The organism is Marinobacter sp. NSM (assembly GCF_052380025.1).
In the GTDB taxonomy this organism is placed as follows: domain Bacteria; phylum Pseudomonadota; class Gammaproteobacteria; order Pseudomonadales; family Oleiphilaceae; genus Marinobacter.
On the sequence record NZ_JBQTCK010000006.1, the window covers coordinates 32,653 to 51,355 of the forward strand.

Consider the following 18,703-nt stretch of genomic DNA (forward strand, 5'->3'; position numbering starts at 1 on the left):
TGTGATAAAGCAACACAGAGGAGCCAAACTCATGTCACACCGCATCTGCATTTTAATTTTCTTTGTGATCTCAGCCCTATCTACACCCACAATGGCTGGAGACGAATGGCAGCCGTACCCCGTCGATCTCGTCCAATACCATTATGAAGCCGATACTTTGCATCTTCACTGGCAGAAGCTCACCAATGATTTGAGGGGCCCACTGCCCACGGTTGAATCACTACGTGCCGATGTTCAACGTTGGCCTGCCCTCTATGACCACACAAAAAATCACCTTGCGCAATCTGTACACAACCACCCGTTAGTGGCGCGCCTCAGCGCGGAGACGCTCGACGATCAGCATCAGGAGTATGCACACCTTCTCAGACAAGCCTGGGCTCACCTATTCAACGGCGAGTTCAAACAAGCCAGAGATCTGGGCCTGGCACTCGGCCCGGCCGGCTACTTTCCCGGCCTTTATGCCCAAGCACTTTACGCCACACTGATCGAAACCGACCCAGAGCATCGTAAGTCGCTGCTGGAGGATGTCATCACTAAAACGGATGAAATACTACCAATGGCACCCGACCATCCAATGATTCGATTCGGAAATGTCTATGGCAAAGCCCGGATTCTCGAAAATCTATCCGCGACCGAAGCAATGGCAACCGGATACACCTCAGAAATCACTGAAGTGTTACAAAAACTACTGGAAGAGAACCCTGACAACATCTACGCAATAGTCCTGTACGCGGGCGTTCAAGCCGGCATCATCGAAAAAGCTGGCAGTTTCATCGGCAGGGTCACCTACGGCGCACGCAAATCGAATGTAGAGGGGCTGTTCCTACGGGCATATGACATCGCACCGGATTATCCTGGGCTATACTACGAGCACGCAAGATCAGTCCTAAAGCTGGATGAAAAATCTGGTATTCAGCAAGCACTGGAATACCTCAAAACCATAGCCACTCTGGGGGCGGTCTCGGCAGAGGATGAGCTTGTCAAACACCGGGCAGCCCTGCTCGCGGGTAAACTCACCCGCTGAGAGATTGCGCCACCACGGCATCTGCAATTAATTCACTTGCCTGAGGGCGGCCGAAGAAGTAACCCTGAAAAGCCGGGCATCCCAAGCTAAGCAGAATATCGAGCTCTTCTCGAGTCTCGACGCCTTCGGCCAATGCATTGAGCCCGGTGCTTCTTGCTAGTGCGAGCATCATCGAAGCAATGGCCTCGTCGGTCCGTTCTTTGGTAATTCCACGAACGAAAGACTGATCAATTTTTAATTCGTCAAAAGGCAAATCCTTTACATACCGCAAAGACGAATAACCAGTCCCAAAATCATCTAGCGAAAACCGGACACCAAGCTCCTTTAACCGGCGCATCTTATCCGCAACCTGAACCAGGTCCTGGGCCAGTGCGCTTTCGGTGACCTCAAGCTTCAGCCGATTGGCAGGAGCACCAGACTCAGCCAACGCCGTATTTATCTCATCAACGAAAGATGCTTGTTTAAATTGTTCCGAACTCACGTTAACCGCAATCACAAGGTCTGCCACGCTACGGTGACCAGCACTCCATACAGCAAGTTGCCGGCATGCCTCGTGAAGAACCCACCGACCTATGTCTAGAATCAGCCCGTTTGCCTCGGCGAAGGGTATGAAGACTCCTGGCGATATCATGCCAACCCCCGGCCTGTGCCAGCGTATCAATGCTTCAACGCCAATCGGAGTGCCTTTGTGATCAACTTGCAGCTGATAATTCAACTTGAACTGTTGCTCACTGATGGCCAGTTTGAGTGCTGAATCGAGATCTACACGCTCGTTTATGGCCCGCTGTAACTCTGTTGAAAAAAAGCAGCTTCGGTTTTTGCCATCATCTTTTGCCTTGTACATCGACAATTCTGAGTGTCGCAGCACTTCCTCAAACGTCGAAGCATAATTGTAAAACAGGGCTACGCCGATGCTCGCCGTTAGAGTCATATCCTGATTTTCAACCGAAAATGGCCGGCTGAGCATCTGATGAACCCGCTCTACCAGAACCTCCGCAGATTCCCTCGCACCCTGTTCGGTATTACTGAGCTGGGGTGTGGCAAACGCAAAAACATCGCCCTCAATCCGCGACAGTGCCCCACCAGGCGGAACGACATATTCGAGGCGGGACGCAACACCGGCCAGAAGCTTATCCCCCGTGGCATGGCCTTCTGCATCGTTAATAAGACGAAAATTATCCAGATCAATCAGAAAAAAACCACCGAAACACTCTCTCTCGCTACTGAACTCTATAAACCGACCGACAATATCCCGGAAGGAATGGCGAACCATTAACCCCGTCAACTCGTCAACAGCGTTGTCATCCCCTTTAATAATGTTGGTAGCTAATGCCAGTTCAGGTGTCGTGTCACCCTGAATACTTTCCGAGCCGTTATGGGCTCTTCGGTTAATGTCGTCCAGAGCGCACCCAAGCAACCCACCAACGGTTCTCAAATACTCCAGTTCAACATCGAGAGATTGGCCCGCGTCTACCTCTAATGCGAGAATTCCAGCCAAGCAGCCGCTTCGCCCCTGCAAAGGCGACAACAAAAGGTCACACCGTTGATTAGCAATACCACTGTTTAGACGGGTTACGTCCATATAATCCAGGACTGGAGACAGGCGCCTGAGCTCGGGCCAGCAATCGACCAAAGACATGTCAGAATGGTTGGGCTCTCCACGACTCCAAGAGGCCCTTACGGTCAGCCCTTCACGATCACCGGAGCCACACAACAACGCACATCGAGACGCGAGAAAAAGTTTTCCCAGCTCCGCACAAATAGATTGCAGCTCAGGCACGGCTCCTGTGTGCCAAAAATATGTGATGGACCTGGTTATGGCAAGGAATTCGATCGCGCCCCCATCAACGGGAGCGCCATTGTTGTTATCAATCATCCCGTCAGCCCTTTCGCCTACCCCAACCACCTCCCTGCGGCAGATGTGGACCTTAATAGATGAGAAAAACACTATTCCTTAGTAAAGAGTAGACGAAAAACGGTGATCAGCCATCACACAGCACCAAAAATACGACAGGTAACGCAAAGCTCACGGGGCTGTTCGTGCAACGGAGATCAATAGTTCCCTTTGCTCAGCCTCAAGGCGGTCACACATTCGTTGCGCAAAGCGCTGCTGAGCAATATCTGTTGCAGCGTCTCTCAAACTGAAATATTTGTCCTGTAGCTCCAGATTGTACTGCATGGAAAGTTGAAGGCCGTCGGCGTTTCCACTCAAGCCCTTAGACCAAGACATACTGACGGACTTTTCGCGAAACAACGAACGAGCAGGCTCCCGGCCGTTTTTTATGGCCATTACAATTTCTGTAAGCTCGACAATGGTCGTTATGTCCTCCGCCAGATAGTCTGCAATCAAAAGCTTAAGGCGCTTATCTGCAAAGGGGGCCGGCAGATCAGGGGGCACACCGTCCCACATCGCAGTTTTATAGGTATCGCTCCCGTAGCGATCACCAACCGCTTTCATGGCAGGCCCAACAACGTTAAACCAGGTGTCATCATCCATACACTCTGCAGGGTTAACACCCTTCAATATCAAAAACAGAATAGATACCGGCTGGTGATTTATAACTTCTCTGCCGCTGAGCAAAGCCGCACGGGCCTCATTGTCATCCGAGGAAACTTTGATAAGCCTGCGAGAGTCGTTTTTCTCGTATATCAGGTGAATGAAATTTTCCAAATCGACTTCGTATCGATCCAAGTATGGAGCGTGAGAGAAATATTCTCGTTCTGAATGGGCCATTTGTCTAATCCCCCAAAACAAAGTCAATTTGGTCTAACAGTTCGCTCCAGTTGTCCTCAGCGAGAACGCCAGCCTCAATACAAAAAGCACAATGACGCTTCCTACACGTTTCCGTATCGTGAATCAGAACGCCACTCTCCAGTCTTGGCGAAAACTCTCTGGTGTCTCGCTGAGGTACGGATTGCAGATACTCATTCAGCGCCGTTTCAGCCAACAACTCGGTTGCAAATGGCCCTAAGTCCTCCTCCTCTCTCGTCAGCGCAAACCAGCCGACAGATGTACTCACCAGGCGCGAACTGTGTGACCTGACGAATCTGGAGCGTTCAGGAAACTCTGAGGTTTCTGCGGCACTACTATTGACGTCCCTCCCGGAACGCTCTGGGGGCGGAGCTTGGTCTTTCGAAGAGTCTTTGCTTCGCCTCGAGAATAACTTCGCCATGTATCACCAAGGTAGGTTCATGAAAATGATGGAAAACCCAAATATCATTGCATAATACCCAATATGCCAAATATTTTACGAATAGAAAATAGTAATAGCCTTGCTTTGACGCTTTAGATAACACCAGGGCGGTGAGCTGAAAAGGAGAAAGCCCCCCACGTTCAAAAAAGGGGGGGGACGAATCGCTGCCAAGCAGTTGTTTCGACTACCTTTCTTTAGCCCGACAAACTTGCCTTAGAGTGAGTTCAGTCTTGCTGCCAACTTTGCACGGCATCCTTACCGTACTTTTCGCGCCACTCATTCAACGTTTTGTGATTGCCACCACGGGTTTTCACCACTTCACCGGTATGTGGGTTTGTGTAGGTCTTCATCGGGCGTTTGGCGCGGGTCCCAGAGGCTACGTCTGCTTTTACTCCGGCAATAGAAGGGTCAATTGCCACCAAAATCTGCAGTACATCCTTGGGCGATTTATTATATTCCTTCATTAAACCACGAACCTTATCTTCGAACTCAAGCTCACTTTTCAGCGCTTGGTCTTTCTCGAGCTTTTCAAGCTCAGCAGCCAGCTTTTCCATCAACTGTTTTTTCTGATAGTAGTCATTAATTTTTGCCATTTCGAAAAAACCTTATTCGTTTGGGTTTAATACAACATTGAATATGACGAGAAGTCCCGACAAATCATAATAAACAATTCACAAATTGGCAAAATAAAACGCTTACAGCCAATTAATAAAAAAGCCCGACAACAATGCCGAGCTTTCTATTCGGGGTCAGACCCCGATACATTTCATGCCATCAAATGTCTTGGGGTCTGACCCCAACCTTATAGACGCAAGTCTGCGTACCCTAATGGCAACACACCTTTCAAATCAAACAACACACCGCTGCCATTGGTATAACTACGTAATTCATCCGCATTCAAAGCCGCGTATTCCCTGTGCGGAACGGCCAGAAAGACAGCGTCATAGCTTCCTTTCGCCGGCTCTGGTACCAATGAAATACCATACTCATGCTCTGCTTCAGCATTATCTGCCCAGCAGTCGGTAACATCCACCTGGCAGCCATAATCCTGAAGTTCGCGCACCACATCAATCACACGGGTATTGCGCAAATCCGGGCAATTTTCTTTAAAGGTAAAGCCCATAATCAAAATACGGGAATCGGCAATGGTGTGGCCTTTTTTAATCATTGCCTTCACCAGGGCCGAGGCAGCATAAGGCCCCATATTGTCATTCACCCGGCGGCCAGCCAGGATAATCTCCGGGTTATAGCCAATGGCCTGGGCTTTATGGGTCAGATAATACGGGTCTACCCCAATACAATGCCCGCCCACCAGGCCAGGTTTAAACGGCAAGAAATTCCATTTGGTTCCGGCCGCGGCCAATACTTCATTGGTGTCGATCTTCAAACGAGCAAAAATCATGGACAACTCATTCATCAAGGCAATGTTCAAATCCCGCTGGGTGTTTTCAATCACCTTGGCGGCTTCCGCCACCTTAATGGAACTGGCCTTGTGGGTACCGGCGGTGATGATATCGGCGTATAAGGCATCCACTTCCTCGGCAATCTCCGGCGTAGAGCCGGACGTCACCTTCATAATCGTCGTCACCCGGTGCTCTTTATCGCCCGGGTTGATCCGCTCCGGGCTGTATCCGGCGAAGAAATCCTGGTTGAAGCTCAGGCCAGAGAACCTCTCCAGCACCGGCACACAAACCTCTTCGGTGGCACCCGGGAACACCGTGGATTCATAAATAACAATATCGCCCTTCTTCAAAACTTTACCCACACTCTCACTGGCCTTCACCAGCGGCGTCAGGTCCGGGCTTTTGTATTCATCAATGGGCGTAGGCACCGTCACAATGTAGAGCTGGCACTCCGCAATGCCCTCCAGCGAATCCGTGAAGGACAGGTGCTTCGCTGCCGCCAACTCATCCGCAGACACCTCACGGGTAAAATCCACCCCATCCTTAAGCTCAGCAATACGCTTGCTGTTGATATCAAAACCAACCACTTCGCGCTTCTCACCGAAGGCTGCCGCCAATGGCAAACCCACATAGCCCAAGCCAATAACACCAATCCTTTTCATAAAATCTCCCATTTTGGGGTCAGACCCCAAGACATTTTGATCGGTCAAATGTTCTGGGGTCTGACCCCATTATTTGATGTTCTGCTGATAGGTTTGATCTAGTTGCTGCTGGATAAGCCGAGTAGTCTCGGCGCTCACGCCCAGCGCCTTCGCCACGGCGGAAAAGCCGGCCAAGGCATCCAGGACACGCTCTATTCCCTGCCTCGCCTGTTCCCAGCTGGCAAAGCCTGCTTCGGCCGCCAACTTTTGCATGGCCTTCAATGGCGGTTTCTTACCAAACCCGGCGTAAGCCGTGCTGTGTTCGCCAAACCGGCCGGGGCTGAAGGTCACGTCATAGAACGGTGCAGGCTGCCAATCACCATCATCGCTTTGCAGAAACGCCCAGTTCTTGCTGTGATCATCCTGGTTTACTGCGAACAAATTAAACACTGCGCGCAAGAACTGCAGCTGCGCGGCGTTAACGCCACGGCATAGCTGAGCGCTGGCCTTTATCAAATCCTCATAATCCAAGCTGGGCGCGCGAAAATCCGCATCCAGCAAACCACAGGCACTGTGCAAATGAACACAACCGGGCACATCCTCTGCCCGCCATACCCGGTCAAACCGCTCAACCGCTAACCAGGCCTTGGCACCCGATGCCTCGGGAGCCGGCAGCAACTGCCAGCGGGGAGTCTGCAATCCCGCGCGTTCTGCCAAGGATAAATAAACTGCCTCACATAACCCTTCTTCATGGCCTAGGGGCAGATTGGCAGAAGTAAACTTAACCAGCCAGGCTTCATCACCAGCGATAGGCCGAGTACGACACACGCCGTACTCCCCTTCAGCAAAATACAGCTGCGCCTTGGGCCGGGCACCTGCGGAGCTTCCGGCGGCAACCAGTTCGGCCAACACATCCGTCGTTTGCCCGTCGAAAACGGCCTGAGCCTGAAGCCCAAGCTCCGCTGTTTCAATCAGCTTGCCATCGGCGACCGGAGCAAATTCCGCCACGGGCGTATAACTCAGTGCACCGGTACCCGTGGCACCCACAAACGCCAACCTGTCCATCGGCGTTATCTGGGCTGGCAGAATACCCTGCTGACGAAACACACGGTCCATCAACAGCAAACCCCAACCATCAGGCAGAGAATCCGCAAATACCCCCGGCAGCCCGCCATGGGGATCGCGGGGAGCCCGCTGCACAGTCGCATCCCACTTCAGCGCAAAGGGCGACAAAGGGCTAAACCTGGCCAGGTAATCTGCATCGTACTGAAAAAATACGCCTTGCCGGTTCTGCGCCAGGCCACCAACCCGGGCCCGCTGGCCATCGCTGAACGTGCGCCAAACCGCTAACTGGCGAACCGAGGCAAAGCTCACTGGGCAAGCACCTCATCCAGTGATCGCGGCATAGGCTTTTGCTCCGCGCTCGTCAAATCCTGCAATCGATGAAGATCGTCCACGCACTGCCACAACAGTAAGAACTGCCGCAAAGAAATCTGCCCCGTGGTTTCAAACTTTTTGATGGTAGGTGCCGGCACAGTACTGCGCTCCGCAAGCACCGCCCGCGACCACTTCAAGGCCTTCCGCCGCTCCTGCACATACGCTGCCAAGGCAACCTGTACATCCCGCCCTGAAATCAGATTCACCAAGACACTCCTATATCCAAAACCTAAGAAATCATACCAAAGCAGATACAGTAATATCCATTTTAAATTGGTGTCTGACCTCAAATCTATTAATCCGGTATCACCACGTCAGCGACGGGCACTAACTTTCGCAGCTTTGCCTGCAGCGCCCGCTTCGCCCCCTCATCCCCATGCACAATCCGAATCTCGCTTGGCGATTGTGGAATGCCCTCCACAAACCGCAGCAAATCCTCCTGCCCGGCGTGGGCGGAATAGCCGCCTACGGTGTGAACCTGGGCGCGAATATCGTAGCGCTCGCCGTCCAGCTCTACCCAACCGCCGCGAGGGCCATAGTTGAGAATATCTCGGCCCGGCGTTCCGGCTGCCTGATAACCTACAAACAATACATCGTTTCGGGCATCGCCCAGCATCGCTTTCAGATAATTTACCACCCTGCCGCCAGCGCACATACCGGAACCTGCGATGACCACGCAGGGGCGGTGAGATTTGGCCAGGTATTCGACGGCGTTTAGGTGGTCTTCGTGGGAATTGATGACGGTAAGCTGTTCGAAAGAGAGCGGGTGGCGGCCCGCCGCCACCAGGGCACGGGCTTCTTCATCCCAGAAGGGTTTGAGATCTCGGTATATTTTGGTGAACTCGGCGGCCAGGGGGGAATCGACAACGATTTCCAGATTGCTCCAGGTCAGGGACTCGCTACGGGGGCTGCTACCAGGGCTGCTGCGGGGTCTGTCCCCCTGGGGACTGACCCCAAGCGCACCAGCTTTCGAGTTAGCCGCTGGCAGAAGGGTGGGGTCTGACCCCAAGGGGTCAGACCCCTTTGAAGCCCGCAGAATCTCACTATCACCAAACTCCGCAATCAGCCCTTCAATCTCATACAAAAGCTCCTGAGTACGCCCAATACTGAACGCCGGTATCAACACCGTACCGCCATCTTCCAGCGCATGCTCCAGAACCGCTTTTAACCGATAGCGCCTGGTTTCCCGGTCTTCGTGGTTCTTATCGCCGTATGTACTCTCTATCACCAGGCGGTCAGCACGTTCCGGGGGCTTGGGCTCCGGCAGCAAGGGAGAATGAGGCGCGCCGAGATCCCCGCTAAACACAATACGCTCTGCCGCTGGGCCAGACACCGCATCGCATTCCACATAAGCCGACCCCAAAATGTGCCCTGCCCGCTGCAGGCGCACCTTCAAACTCCCAACCTCATCCTCAAACACCGAATGCCAGCGGCCATAAGGCAGCGGGACGATCCTCGCGCGTATCAGGTCCAAAACACGATTAATCAAAGCGCGATTCCGGGTAAAACCAATCTTCAGGGCATCTTCCAGGATTTCCGGGAGCATGATGGCGGAGGGTTCAGAACAGATGATGGGGCCGTCAAAGCCGGCGGCAAGCAGGTAGGGAATACGGCCCACGTGGTCGATATGAACGTGGGTGACCACCAGGGCGCGGATGTGGTCGATGGGGAAATCGATGGCCAGGTCGGCGGCGGAGGAGCCTCGGGCTTCTTCCTGGCCCTGGAACAGGCCGCAGTCTATGAGGATGCCAGGATGGGTGTTTGACGCTGGCAGAAGGGTGGGGTCTGACCCCGAGGGGTCAGACCCCTTTGTAGCCTGCAATAATCTAAGCTCGTGGCAAGAGCCAGTTACGCCGTTGACGGCGCCGTGGTGAAGTATTTTGATCATGCAACAATCCTTGTTGTAGCACTTATCCTAACTGAATAACCCTTCCCTCACTGGACTTAAGGGGCTCTCTTTGCCCGGCATTACACCAAACCAGGTCCGCCATATTTCCATTTGGCGCGTAGCCCGTCTGAGATTTGCAAAGAATCTCTACAACAGACTGGCAGTCAAAGCTCTGGCTAGCCCTAGTGAGCTTCAGAAGAGCCTCCTCGACGTCGCTCCAGGATAGTGAAACTTCTCGGGCCATCATAATTCTTGGATGTGCCGTGCCTTGGGGGTTATCTCCAATCAATAGTTCCTCGTAAAGCTTCTCTCCTGGGCGCAGGCCGGAGTATACGATTTCAATATCGCCTCCCGGATTATCTTCAGTTCGCTCTTCGAGGCCCATTAAATGAATCATTTTCTTCGCAAGGTCTGCGATCTTTACTGGCTCCCCCATGTCCAAAACGAAGACTTCACCGCCCTGCCCCATACTTCCGGCCTGGAGAACCAATTGGCTGGCCTCCGGGATCGTCATGAAGTAACGAATAATATCCGGATGTGTCACCGTAATCGGCCCACCGTCACGAATCTGATCACGGAAGAGTGGCACCACAGACCCAGAGGATCCGAGAACATTTCCAAACCGGACCATAGAGAAAATCGTCTCGGACTGACGCTGCGCAAGCCCCTGCAAAACGAGCTCTGCCATTCGCTTGGTAGCGCCCATAATATTTGTTGGCCGTACGGCTTTGTCCGTGGAAATAAGAACAAACTGCTCAACACCGCAGGCAATCGCAGCCTCCGCCATATGCCAAGTGCCAAGTATATTGTTCTGAACACCTTCTAAAACATTGTGTTCAACTAGTGGTACATGCTTGTAAGCCGCCGCGTGGTATACGCACTGAATATTGAAGGCCCGCATTACAGACTCACATCGGCGCCTGTGTGTCACGCTTCCAAGCAGTGGGCGGATCTCAACGCTCAGGCCTTCAATGGTGTTTATCGCCTTCAGTTCTTTTTCTATGCTGTAGAGCGAAAATTCCGATTGTTCAAACAGAACAAGACACTTAGGTCGATGTTGGATGATCTGACGGCACAATTCAGAGCCAATAGAACCACCAGCTCCTGAGACCAATACTGATTTACCAAACAAGCTGGCCGATACCTGCGCGTTATCTGGGCGGACAGGTTCCCGCCCCAGAAGATCCTCAATTTCAAGGTCGCGAATATCGTTAATGCGCTTTTGGCCGGCAATAAGCTCTGCCATGCTCGGCACAGTTTGTACAGGAATAGCCAACGGCTCTAACTGCTTTAGCAGCTTTTTTCGGTTGACGCCGGAATCCGGATCCAAAGCCAAAAGCAAACGCTTCACGCCATGAGTCCGAATCGTCCTTTCGATATATTTAACGTCATAGACCGGAACACCATTGATCAACGCCTTATGATTCGATGCCAAGAAACTAATAAACGCGACCGGTTGGTATTCGGTCCCTTGATCCAATGCCTGGCATAACTGCAAACCCGTCTCCCCGGCGCCAATAATTGCAACACGCTCTTTGCTAAGTCGAACAGGCCTAGACACCAGCATACGAATACTCATTCGGCTACCGGAGATGAAAATAAACGCCAACGCAGCATAGATAATGGGTACCGAGCGAGGCACCAATACCTCGAGCCAATAGCCAAGCAGAATCAACATTACCGCCGATGCCGCAACACCAGCGACGACCGTAATAAAAGCCCGATCATTGAGGTAACGCACTACGGCTCGATATAACCCCAGTTTCACGAAAACAGCGATGGTAAATACAACGGTCAACCCGCCGATCACGAGCTGCTCTTGGTTGGGAAGCCAGAACTTCTGCTCAAATCTGAGAGAGAAGGACGCCCAAAGGCTAAAAAACAGCGCCACTATGTCAGCAGACACCGATATCAAACGCTTGTAAAAACGAGGGAGACTAAGAAACTTCTGGAACATGACAATAATCCCTTGTGGAGAATACCAAGCACCTGCAGTGTCTTTGGCTTGCCCAGTATCAAATCACTTTCGTTTAAACCAACTACATCGGGTCCCTCAACGCGTCAATACTCTGAGTGCCCTCCAAAAAAGCAATCAGCGAAGCATTTACCAACCGTACATCATAACGTTCCTCGGCAATACGCCGCCCCTTTTTACCCATTGAAATCACTAGATCAGGATGTCTAATGAAATGAGCCATCGCATCAGCCAACGCCTGAGAATCACCAACGGGTACCAATAAACCGTTATCATTGGTTTCAACCGTCTCCCTACAGCCGGGCACGTCTGTTGTTATTACCGCGCGCCCCATCGCCATTGCCTCCTGCGTACTTCTCGGCAGACCCTCGCGATAGGACGGTAGTACAAACACACTGGCTTGCTTGATCCAATCAGGAACATCATCAACAAAGCCGGGGTACTCTACGATGTTTCGCTCCACTAACAACATGAGCTCTTTTTTGGACAACCCTCCGGGATTCTCCTCATCTAGCCCACCCAGAACCAAAAACCGCGTTTCCGGAAATCGCTCCTTGGTTAACCTTGCTGCCTCAACATACTCATGAATACCTTTCTCTTTTAGCAGCCGACCAACGAATAAAAAAGTCAAAGGATTAGTTTCAGGTACGGAATAATTAAAACGCTCCAAATCAAGCCCTATTCCGCCAAGAATAGTCGACTCTTTCACCTTGAGCCCATAATGCTCAACCAAGTCCTTTGGATCGTCTCTGTTCAAGAAAATCAATCGCTCTAACAAGGGCAAACTAATGCGATACAGAGCTACCTGAACATGGCGAAGGAGCCTATCCTTCAGACTTGTCCCGGCTGGATCATCAGTAAATACATACCCAAGCCCTTCAAGCATCCCAACCACACGCTTAACTCCTGCCAGCCTCGCGGCAACCGTTCCGAAAATAACCGGCTTCGCAAAATAGGTAAGCACAACATCTGGACGCAAGCGCTTTAATTGATGTTTTAGCCTGAAAGTGTTCAGGAAATCGCCAATCGGGTTCAATCCGGCCCGGCTAAAAGTATAGCCTACTGGCACAGCACCAAGCTCCGAAACCCTGACAGAGGAGGATTGGTCATAGTCCAGTGCAAAGGCATAAACCTCGTGTCCCCTTGCCACTAGCTCCCTGATCAATTCGCCACGAAAACCAATCACACAGGCAGCCGTTGTTCCCAACAGGACAATTCTCATCTCTCCGGTATAACTCCCGCAGAATAAATTTCATTCCAGCGGGACAGAATAACGTCTAAGCTGAACGTGGACCGAATATGGTCCCTTGCCGCACGCCCCAGACGCACTGCCTCATTGGGGGACATAGCTAAAGCTTTCTGAATTCCCTCTGCCAGCGCTTTGTGATCAGACGGAGGAACAAGAAATCCGTTACCACCCAGAACCTCTGCAACTCCTCCACAGTCTGTAGCAACGACCCGTTTTTCGCATGCCATGGCTTCTGCGACAACCAGACCAAAGCCCTCCCAGGCCGAGGACAACACAAACAAATCTGCGCGATTTAATAATTCCGGCACGTCAGACCGTATCCCAAGAAAGTGCACCCGGGATTCGATCTTGAGCTCTCTCGCCAAAGCTTCCAGTTTATTTCGCTCTGGTCCCTCGCCAACGATATCAAGCCGAAGCTCCCGATCGCCATGCTTGCGAGGCAAGAGGCAGAATGCACGCAAAAGATTTGGATAGTCTTTTTGGGGATGAAGTCGCCCAACAGCTAAAAGCACAAATTCATCACCGGTATCTACTTGCCGTTCAGTGACTTCGCCATGAAAGCGAGACAAATCAATGCCATTGTAAACAACGACCATACGTCCTTTTGGTACCGCGCCATTTTCGACGAACGCCTCTACAGCCTCGTCACTGACATTCGTAGAGAGATCAGCCAGGGTATCTGTAACCCGATAAAAGAAGGAGCACAACCGCCCCCCTTCAGACGTATTGTGCGCAGTAGAAATCAACCTTGGCATTGAGCAGGTCAACCGGGCAAACCTGACAAAAATGTTCGCATGGTACATGTGGCTGTGCACAACATCCGGCCGGAACGACTCGATATGTCGCTTAAGCGTCCTGACAGCCCCCCAGAAACTCAAAGGATTTTTTCCCATGCCCAACCCATCGACGGCCACCGCTGGCGACGCGGGCCGCACAACAGCGGCGCCAGTTAAATACAGCAACCTCACTTCATGCCCCAGACTATTTAGCCCATCGGCAAGATCGCAAACCTGCCGCTCAGCTCCACCAACACCAAGCCCTGTAATAACCAATAGAATCTTCACTGGGAGTTCCTCCAAGCGAACCATCTGCACTGGAGGTACCTAATCAGACACTTGGCTTTCATTACAAATTGTTTTTCTCGGCCGATCTGCGACAGGTAATGAATCCCAAACCCCCTGGGATTTTTCCTCAAATTACGCTTGAAGTTCCGCGAATACCCGTCCTCAAGATACTCGCAAATATAAATCGCCGTGTTCGGAAAATAGATAATCTCACCCTCATCGGAGATTTTGTTCCAGATGAATAACTCAGGGACGAAATTCTCGCCAGGAATAATCGGAAACGGATGAGCAACCATTGCTGACCGACGGAAAATATAGGCAAGGTCGCCCCGAAAGAGATGGGGAGCCTCCGCAGGGGTTGAGCGTACGCTGGTATTACCCGCCCAAACTACACCATTCATTTGCCCGGATGGGAACATCGTTCTAAAGCAAAGGCCAACTGGGGAATCGCTACCATACTCTTTTACGGCAGCAACCACTTTTTGCAACGCCTCTTCTACCAACATATCGTCGCTATCTACGATAAATACCCAATCACCAGCCGCAGCCTTTACCCCTTCGTTCAAGGCAGTGTGCTTCCCACCGTTCTTCTTGACCAAGCACCGCACCGGAAAAGGCGCAGCCTCACGAAAACCATTTATCAGCTCCGTCGTTCCATCGGAGCTGCCATCATCAATCACAAGCCACTCAAACCCAGAAATAGATTGTTTCATCAAACTGTCAAACAGTTTTGGCAAGGTGTGAGCACGGTTAAATGTAGGGGTTAGCACTGTGATCATGGAAAGCTCAACTTAAGTCTTGTGGCTGAGAACGTAAGAAGACATAGCAGCAGGAGCTCGCCACACAATAGGCCCCACACCATTCCAATAGCGCCGAAAACCGATGCAAAGTAATAGCCAACACACATTGCTACCAACGCAGAAAACATCAGACTATAACCTGCAGACCTGTCCCGCCCCTGTGGTATCAACACTGACAAACCGAGTGATTGGTTAAATACGCGCAGTGGAATCATCGCGGCGAACCAAGTGATCAAATGAGCAGACTCCGTAAAGTCATCGCCCGCTAAAACCACGATGAGCCATGGAGCTAATAATACCAGTAATGCAGCACCAACTGCGGCTACAAGAGTCATAATAACGACCAGCAGCCAGCCCTTTGGGGGTTCACCATCCGCGTGACGCTTGGCAAAGTAAGGAAAAAAAGCGGTTAAAACTGGCATAGCCATTCCTGCCGCAGCTTTCACTAGCTTTTCCGCAGGTACGAATATCCCCGTCTGGTATTTGCTGGACGCCAAGCCAAGAACCGCAGGTGACGCGCTCATCAACACATCGTTGGCACTCCGGTACATGAATGTGTGCCAACCGTTCTGGATCTGACCAAACGCACCGGCCAAGCTAAATTCGGGACGGCCAACTTCCCTGACCACCCACGCAGATGTCAGCCCTGTATTCAAAAAGCCAGCACCAGCGAGAATATACAACGCTAAAGCCGCATCGCCCGGTTCCCTGATGAATAGCCAGAGGCCAAACAAAGCAAACACTCGAAGCGCCAGATTCAATAGCACCGGGCCAATCATTCGCTCGGTACCCTGAAAGTACCAAAACGGACTGAAGCCAAACGCCAAAAAAAATAAACAAGCGGGTAGTAGAAGATCAACCGATAGCGCCTTCGGGGCTCCCAGAGTAACTGCAAGGAGAAGCAACACCGATGAGACTGCCACTGAGATGATCAATTTTGCGAGGAACACCTCCCCGACTATTTGAGCGAGACGCTGCGGGCTCCCTACCGACACTGCCACCTCGCGAGAAGCACTCAGATTAAAACCGTACTCCACAACCAGAGAGAGGGCCAAAGCCAGAGAGAGCGCGAAAAGAACACCGCCATAAACCTCCGGGCCCAACGCCCGCGTGAGGATCGGCAGTTCTAGCAGAGGAATAACAAAACCGGATAAATGCGCAGCTGTAAGCCACGCGCTATTAGACAACACTCGCTTCACGAGAGGCGCTCGCCCTCAAAGCGGTCTGTCACTTTGAACAACATTGCCAGTGCGGGCAGCACAATAGCCCATTCAGATATCTCATTGCTGACAGGGTGAAACAATCCACTGAACAGATAAATCCCCACAATTCCCAGTGGCAGAACATTCTGGTCAAACAGCTCCCAACGGGCATTTGATCTCAACAAAGTTGAGAAGAAATACCACAGAGGAACAACAAAAATCCCTACATAGCCCACAAAGCCAATCAACCCGGTATCTGCCCAAACCTGCAAATAGGTCATATGAACCACCATCGGAGCTTCGAGTCCTTCTGTTTGGGCAACTGTCGTTCCAAAACCACTACCCAGAAGGAAATGCTCCTGCACACCTCTAACCCCCTCGATCAGCATGGCAGTGCGAATATTGTCCCCCCCAAACTCCCGGCCGGCTTGAACAGAACCCGGCATGTGAGCGGACACCAACTCTCCAAGGGTGGCATAGACATGAATTATTGGGTTCCAGGGAGAGGGATTAAGCCCACCGACTAAAATCACCATCCACACAGCAACAATAATAATTCGCTTGAGAAACAAACGACTAGACCCATAGCGCAACCAACCCAAAGAAACACAAACCAGCCAAGTTATTGGAGCCAACAGTGCCGCCGTTCTGGACCCATCTAGCCCCACGAGAACACACGCAACAAAAAAGCTCCCCCAATGAAATATTGAAGAAGAGCGCTGATTCACCAAAAGCCAGCATAACGGCGGCAACAAAAAAATCCCGGCCTTCCAGAAAACACCCGGTGGCAAAAACTCCCAACCAAACCGCTTGGGTGGCAAAACCAGCCACTCGCTGAATCCAACAGCCCAGATTACTGCAAGGCCCAAAATACCCGCTAAAGCCAGCAGGTAAAGTCCGCGCACAACCTCACCGTTAGTTGGCACATACACAACGAGCAGCCAGAGAACTCCCACAAGGACCAAGTATTTTGGAATTGTGTACATACCAACCCAACCGTTGGCAGCACCAGCCACTAAAATACCGAAACAGAAACACAACCATGCACCCCAGAAAAATAGCAAACCGGGCTTCAGCGAGGAGAACTCTGTGAATTCACGAAGATTACTTCTAACGAACGGCTCTTTACGAAGGGAAACCCATGCGGCCAACGCAGCCAACACCAACAACCAATGAAGCGGTGCACCAATAACCAGCTTCAGACCCGCCATGCCTGAAACAGCTATGAAAACCGCAAAAGCCAACGACGAAGCTCGCTCCACTTTGACGGGAAATAAGGATAAATCAGCCGATAACATCCGGATCATTCTTTCCCCGGCACTCTGTCACCCGCGCCTTTCCCGTAAACCGTCATAAGAATGTACTTAAAGTACGCACCCACCGTTAAGTTCTTGAGCATCCTCTCATCTGTATCTGCCAGCAGAACCGGTGTAGACATATCAATGTCACTTACCTGAGCCAACCCGGTTATGCCGGGCCGAGCGGATAATACGCCTCGGCTCTCACGCTGTGCAATCAGCTCATCTTGGCTAAACAAACAGGGCCGAGGACCGACCAAACTCATGTCACCCTTGAGCACATTCCACAGTTGGGGGAGCTCATCCAGTTTGGTTCGGCGTAAAAATCGGCCAAACCGAGTGATGGCGTCTGCACTGGCCAAATGGCTTGCTACAGATGCGGTATCTCTCTTCATCGTGCGAAATTTAACCAGAATAAATGGGCGTTTATTCCGCCCTACTCTCTCCTGCCTGAAAATGGGTGCACCTGTGTCAAAGAACCCAATTATCACCAGCACCAGCAAAAGCGGAAAAGCCACCAATAACCCCAAAGCAGAAAATACAAGATCAAAAACGCGAATCAAAACCCATTCTCCGAGGTAAAACAACGGCGAAGCCCATCCTGCATTGAAACCGCTGGTTTCCAACCCAGTAGAGCCTCGGTATCAGAAATATCTACCTGTAACGAGCCCAGCAACCTATGGGCCACATCCCTTTTACCCAGCAGGGATGCCCCAAACATCAGCAATCCTGCGGGAATCGGCACCAAGCGCGCGGGCATACCCATAGCCTTGCCCAACTCACGCAGCAACTCGGAAGTTGAAATGTCGTGGCCATCGCTAATCATAAATACCTGATTTGCCGCAGCCGGATGATCGATACACGTCACAATAAAGTCAACCAGGTTATCCACCGCTACCAGTGATCGCTTATTATGAATGGAGCCTAATGGCAACGGCACTCCCTTGCGCACGAGTTTAACCATGCGGGCTAAGTTGCCTTTAACGCCAGGGCCATAAACCAAGGGAGGACGAACAATGACCACTTCCATTCCCGATTGCTTCGCAATAGCCTTCAACCCTTGCTCAGCCTCCCACTTTGAGATGCCGTAAGCATCTTCTGGAGCCGGAGAATCTTTGGGCGAGAACGGGGCCCGCTCGTTGGAAAGTTCACCGTTAACTTTCACTGAGCTCACAAATATAAAACGTTTAACACCCGCCTCGGCAGCCTGCCGGGCTAAGCTTAGCGTGCCGGCCACATTGACTCTTCGATACTCAAGCAGTGGATCAACCACGTGATCATTCATAACGTGCGCGCGCGCAGCGGAATGAATGACCACACTGACATTTTCAAGAGCACTTTTGAAATCAGTATTGGCACCAAGCTCTCCAGTAACAATGGCACGCCCTGCGGCACAGGGGCCAGGCTTCCGCATTGAGCAATACAGCTCAAAACGTTCTAGTTTCGCCAAGCTGGTGGATAACCGAATACCCAAAAACCCCGTAGCGCCCGTTAGCAAAATTCTCACGCACTTAAAACCTTAATCTGA

17 protein-coding genes are annotated in these 18,703 nt (G+C 51.6%); 1 reads left to right on the top strand and 16 read right to left on the bottom strand.

Annotated features, from left to right (window positions below):
* Positions 1–31 precede the first annotated feature (31 nt).
* Entirely contained in the window at positions 32–1,024 is a 993-nt protein-coding gene (locus ACTZWX_RS13555) for a hypothetical protein (protein WP_444714376.1), read from the top strand.
* On the opposite strand, the gene ACTZWX_RS13560 is transcribed toward ACTZWX_RS13555, so the two are convergent.
* From ACTZWX_RS13560 to ACTZWX_RS13635, 16 genes are all read right to left on the bottom strand, one after another.
* Positions 1,014–2,900 (bottom strand): bifunctional diguanylate cyclase/phosphodiesterase, encoded by a 1,887-nt coding sequence (locus tag ACTZWX_RS13560; RefSeq protein ID WP_444714377.1) that lies wholly within the window; start codon positions 2,898–2,900, stop codon positions 1,014–1,016. The two genes, ACTZWX_RS13555 and ACTZWX_RS13560, sit on opposite strands and share 11 nt — an antisense overlap.
* Positions 2,901–3,050: 150 nt before the next feature.
* Complete coding sequence (locus ACTZWX_RS13565; protein WP_444714378.1) at positions 3,051–3,758, bottom strand: hypothetical protein; 708 nt, start codon at positions 3,756–3,758, stop codon at positions 3,051–3,053.
* A gap of 4 nt (positions 3,759–3,762) precedes the next feature.
* Positions 3,763–4,197, bottom strand: a complete 435-nt coding sequence (locus ACTZWX_RS13570) for a DUF6316 family protein (protein ID WP_444714379.1) — start codon at positions 4,195–4,197, stop codon at positions 3,763–3,765.
* 245 nt (positions 4,198–4,442) lie between these two features.
* On the bottom strand, positions 4,443–4,811 hold the full coding sequence (locus ACTZWX_RS13575; protein ID WP_444714380.1) for a histone-like nucleoid-structuring protein, MvaT/MvaU family: 369 nt from the start codon (positions 4,809–4,811) through the stop codon (positions 4,443–4,445).
* Positions 4,812–5,020: 209 nt separating this feature from the next.
* Entirely contained in the window at positions 5,021–6,283 is a 1,263-nt protein-coding gene (tviB, locus tag ACTZWX_RS13580) for a Vi polysaccharide biosynthesis UDP-N-acetylglucosamine C-6 dehydrogenase TviB (RefSeq protein ID WP_444714381.1), read from the bottom strand.
* A 69-nt stretch (positions 6,284–6,352) separates the two neighbouring features.
* Complete coding sequence (locus ACTZWX_RS13585; protein WP_444714382.1) at positions 6,353–7,636, bottom strand: type II toxin-antitoxin system HipA family toxin; 1,284 nt, start codon at positions 7,634–7,636, stop codon at positions 6,353–6,355.
* Entirely contained in the window at positions 7,633–7,905 is a 273-nt protein-coding gene (locus tag ACTZWX_RS13590) for a transcriptional regulator (RefSeq protein ID WP_444714383.1), read from the bottom strand. The genes ACTZWX_RS13585 and ACTZWX_RS13590 overlap by 4 nt, the downstream gene beginning before the upstream one ends.
* Positions 7,906–7,994: 89 nt before the next feature.
* The gene (locus ACTZWX_RS13595; RefSeq protein WP_444714384.1) at positions 7,995–9,587 is read right to left on the bottom strand and encodes an MBL fold metallo-hydrolase RNA specificity domain-containing protein; all 1,593 of its coding nucleotides are present in this window, start codon (positions 9,585–9,587) and stop codon (positions 7,995–7,997) included.
* Between the two features lie 22 nt (positions 9,588–9,609).
* Entirely contained in the window at positions 9,610–11,544 is a 1,935-nt protein-coding gene (locus ACTZWX_RS13600; protein ID WP_444714385.1) for a polysaccharide biosynthesis protein, read from the bottom strand.
* A gap of 82 nt (positions 11,545–11,626) precedes the next feature.
* On the bottom strand, positions 11,627–12,784 hold the full coding sequence (locus ACTZWX_RS13605; protein WP_444714386.1) for a glycosyltransferase family 4 protein: 1,158 nt from the start codon (positions 12,782–12,784) through the stop codon (positions 11,627–11,629).
* Entirely contained in the window at positions 12,781–13,875 is a 1,095-nt protein-coding gene (locus ACTZWX_RS13610; RefSeq protein ID WP_444714387.1) for a glycosyltransferase, read from the bottom strand. The genes ACTZWX_RS13605 and ACTZWX_RS13610 overlap by 4 nt, the downstream gene beginning before the upstream one ends.
* Positions 13,872–14,654, bottom strand: coding sequence for a glycosyltransferase family 2 protein (locus ACTZWX_RS13615; RefSeq protein ID WP_444714388.1), 783 nt, complete (start codon positions 14,652–14,654; stop codon positions 13,872–13,874). The genes ACTZWX_RS13610 and ACTZWX_RS13615 overlap by 4 nt, the downstream gene beginning before the upstream one ends.
* Positions 14,651–15,874, bottom strand: coding sequence for an oligosaccharide flippase family protein (locus ACTZWX_RS13620; RefSeq protein ID WP_444714389.1), 1,224 nt, complete (start codon positions 15,872–15,874; stop codon positions 14,651–14,653). The genes ACTZWX_RS13615 and ACTZWX_RS13620 overlap by 4 nt, the downstream gene beginning before the upstream one ends.
* A complete protein-coding gene (locus tag ACTZWX_RS13625; protein ID WP_444714390.1) occupies positions 15,871–17,184 on the bottom strand; it encodes an O-antigen ligase family protein in 1,314 nt (437 codons plus the stop codon). Before ACTZWX_RS13625 ends, ACTZWX_RS13620 begins: the two co-directional genes overlap by 4 nt.
* The gene (locus ACTZWX_RS13630; RefSeq protein ID WP_444714391.1) at positions 17,181–17,738 is read right to left on the bottom strand and encodes a sugar transferase; all 558 of its coding nucleotides are present in this window, start codon (positions 17,736–17,738) and stop codon (positions 17,181–17,183) included. Before ACTZWX_RS13630 ends, ACTZWX_RS13625 begins: the two co-directional genes overlap by 4 nt.
* Positions 17,735–18,682, bottom strand: a complete 948-nt coding sequence (locus tag ACTZWX_RS13635; protein WP_444714392.1) for a UDP-glucose 4-epimerase family protein — start codon at positions 18,680–18,682, stop codon at positions 17,735–17,737. The genes ACTZWX_RS13630 and ACTZWX_RS13635 overlap by 4 nt, the downstream gene beginning before the upstream one ends.
* Positions 18,683–18,703 lie beyond the last annotated feature (21 nt).

Bases quoted from the DNA above. Each gene is read 5' to 3' on its own strand.
- ACTZWX_RS13555 (WP_444714376.1), top strand. From the start codon at position 32: ATGTCACACCGCATCTGCATTTTAATTTTCTTTGTGATCTCAGCCCTA.
- ACTZWX_RS13560 (WP_444714377.1), bottom strand. From the start codon at position 2,900: ATGATTGATAACAACAATGGCGCTCCCGTTGATGGGGGCGCGATCGAA.
- ACTZWX_RS13565 (WP_444714378.1), bottom strand. From the start codon at position 3,758: ATGGCCCATTCAGAACGAGAATATTTCTCTCACGCTCCATACTTGGAT.
- ACTZWX_RS13570 (WP_444714379.1), bottom strand. From the start codon at position 4,197: ATGGCGAAGTTATTCTCGAGGCGAAGCAAAGACTCTTCGAAAGACCAA.
- ACTZWX_RS13575 (WP_444714380.1), bottom strand. From the start codon at position 4,811: ATGGCAAAAATTAATGACTACTATCAGAAAAAACAGTTGATGGAAAAG.
- tviB (WP_444714381.1), bottom strand. From the start codon at position 6,283: ATGAAAAGGATTGGTGTTATTGGCTTGGGCTATGTGGGTTTGCCATTG.
- ACTZWX_RS13595 (WP_444714384.1), bottom strand. From the start codon at position 9,587: ATGATCAAAATACTTCACCACGGCGCCGTCAACGGCGTAACTGGCTCT.
- ACTZWX_RS13600 (WP_444714385.1), bottom strand. From the start codon at position 11,544: ATGTTCCAGAAGTTTCTTAGTCTCCCTCGTTTTTACAAGCGTTTGATA.
- ACTZWX_RS13605 (WP_444714386.1), bottom strand. From the start codon at position 12,784: ATGAGAATTGTCCTGTTGGGAACAACGGCTGCCTGTGTGATTGGTTTT.
- ACTZWX_RS13615 (WP_444714388.1), bottom strand. From the start codon at position 14,654: ATGATCACAGTGCTAACCCCTACATTTAACCGTGCTCACACCTTGCCA.
- ACTZWX_RS13625 (WP_444714390.1), bottom strand. From the start codon at position 17,184: ATGATCCGGATGTTATCGGCTGATTTATCCTTATTTCCCGTCAAAGTG.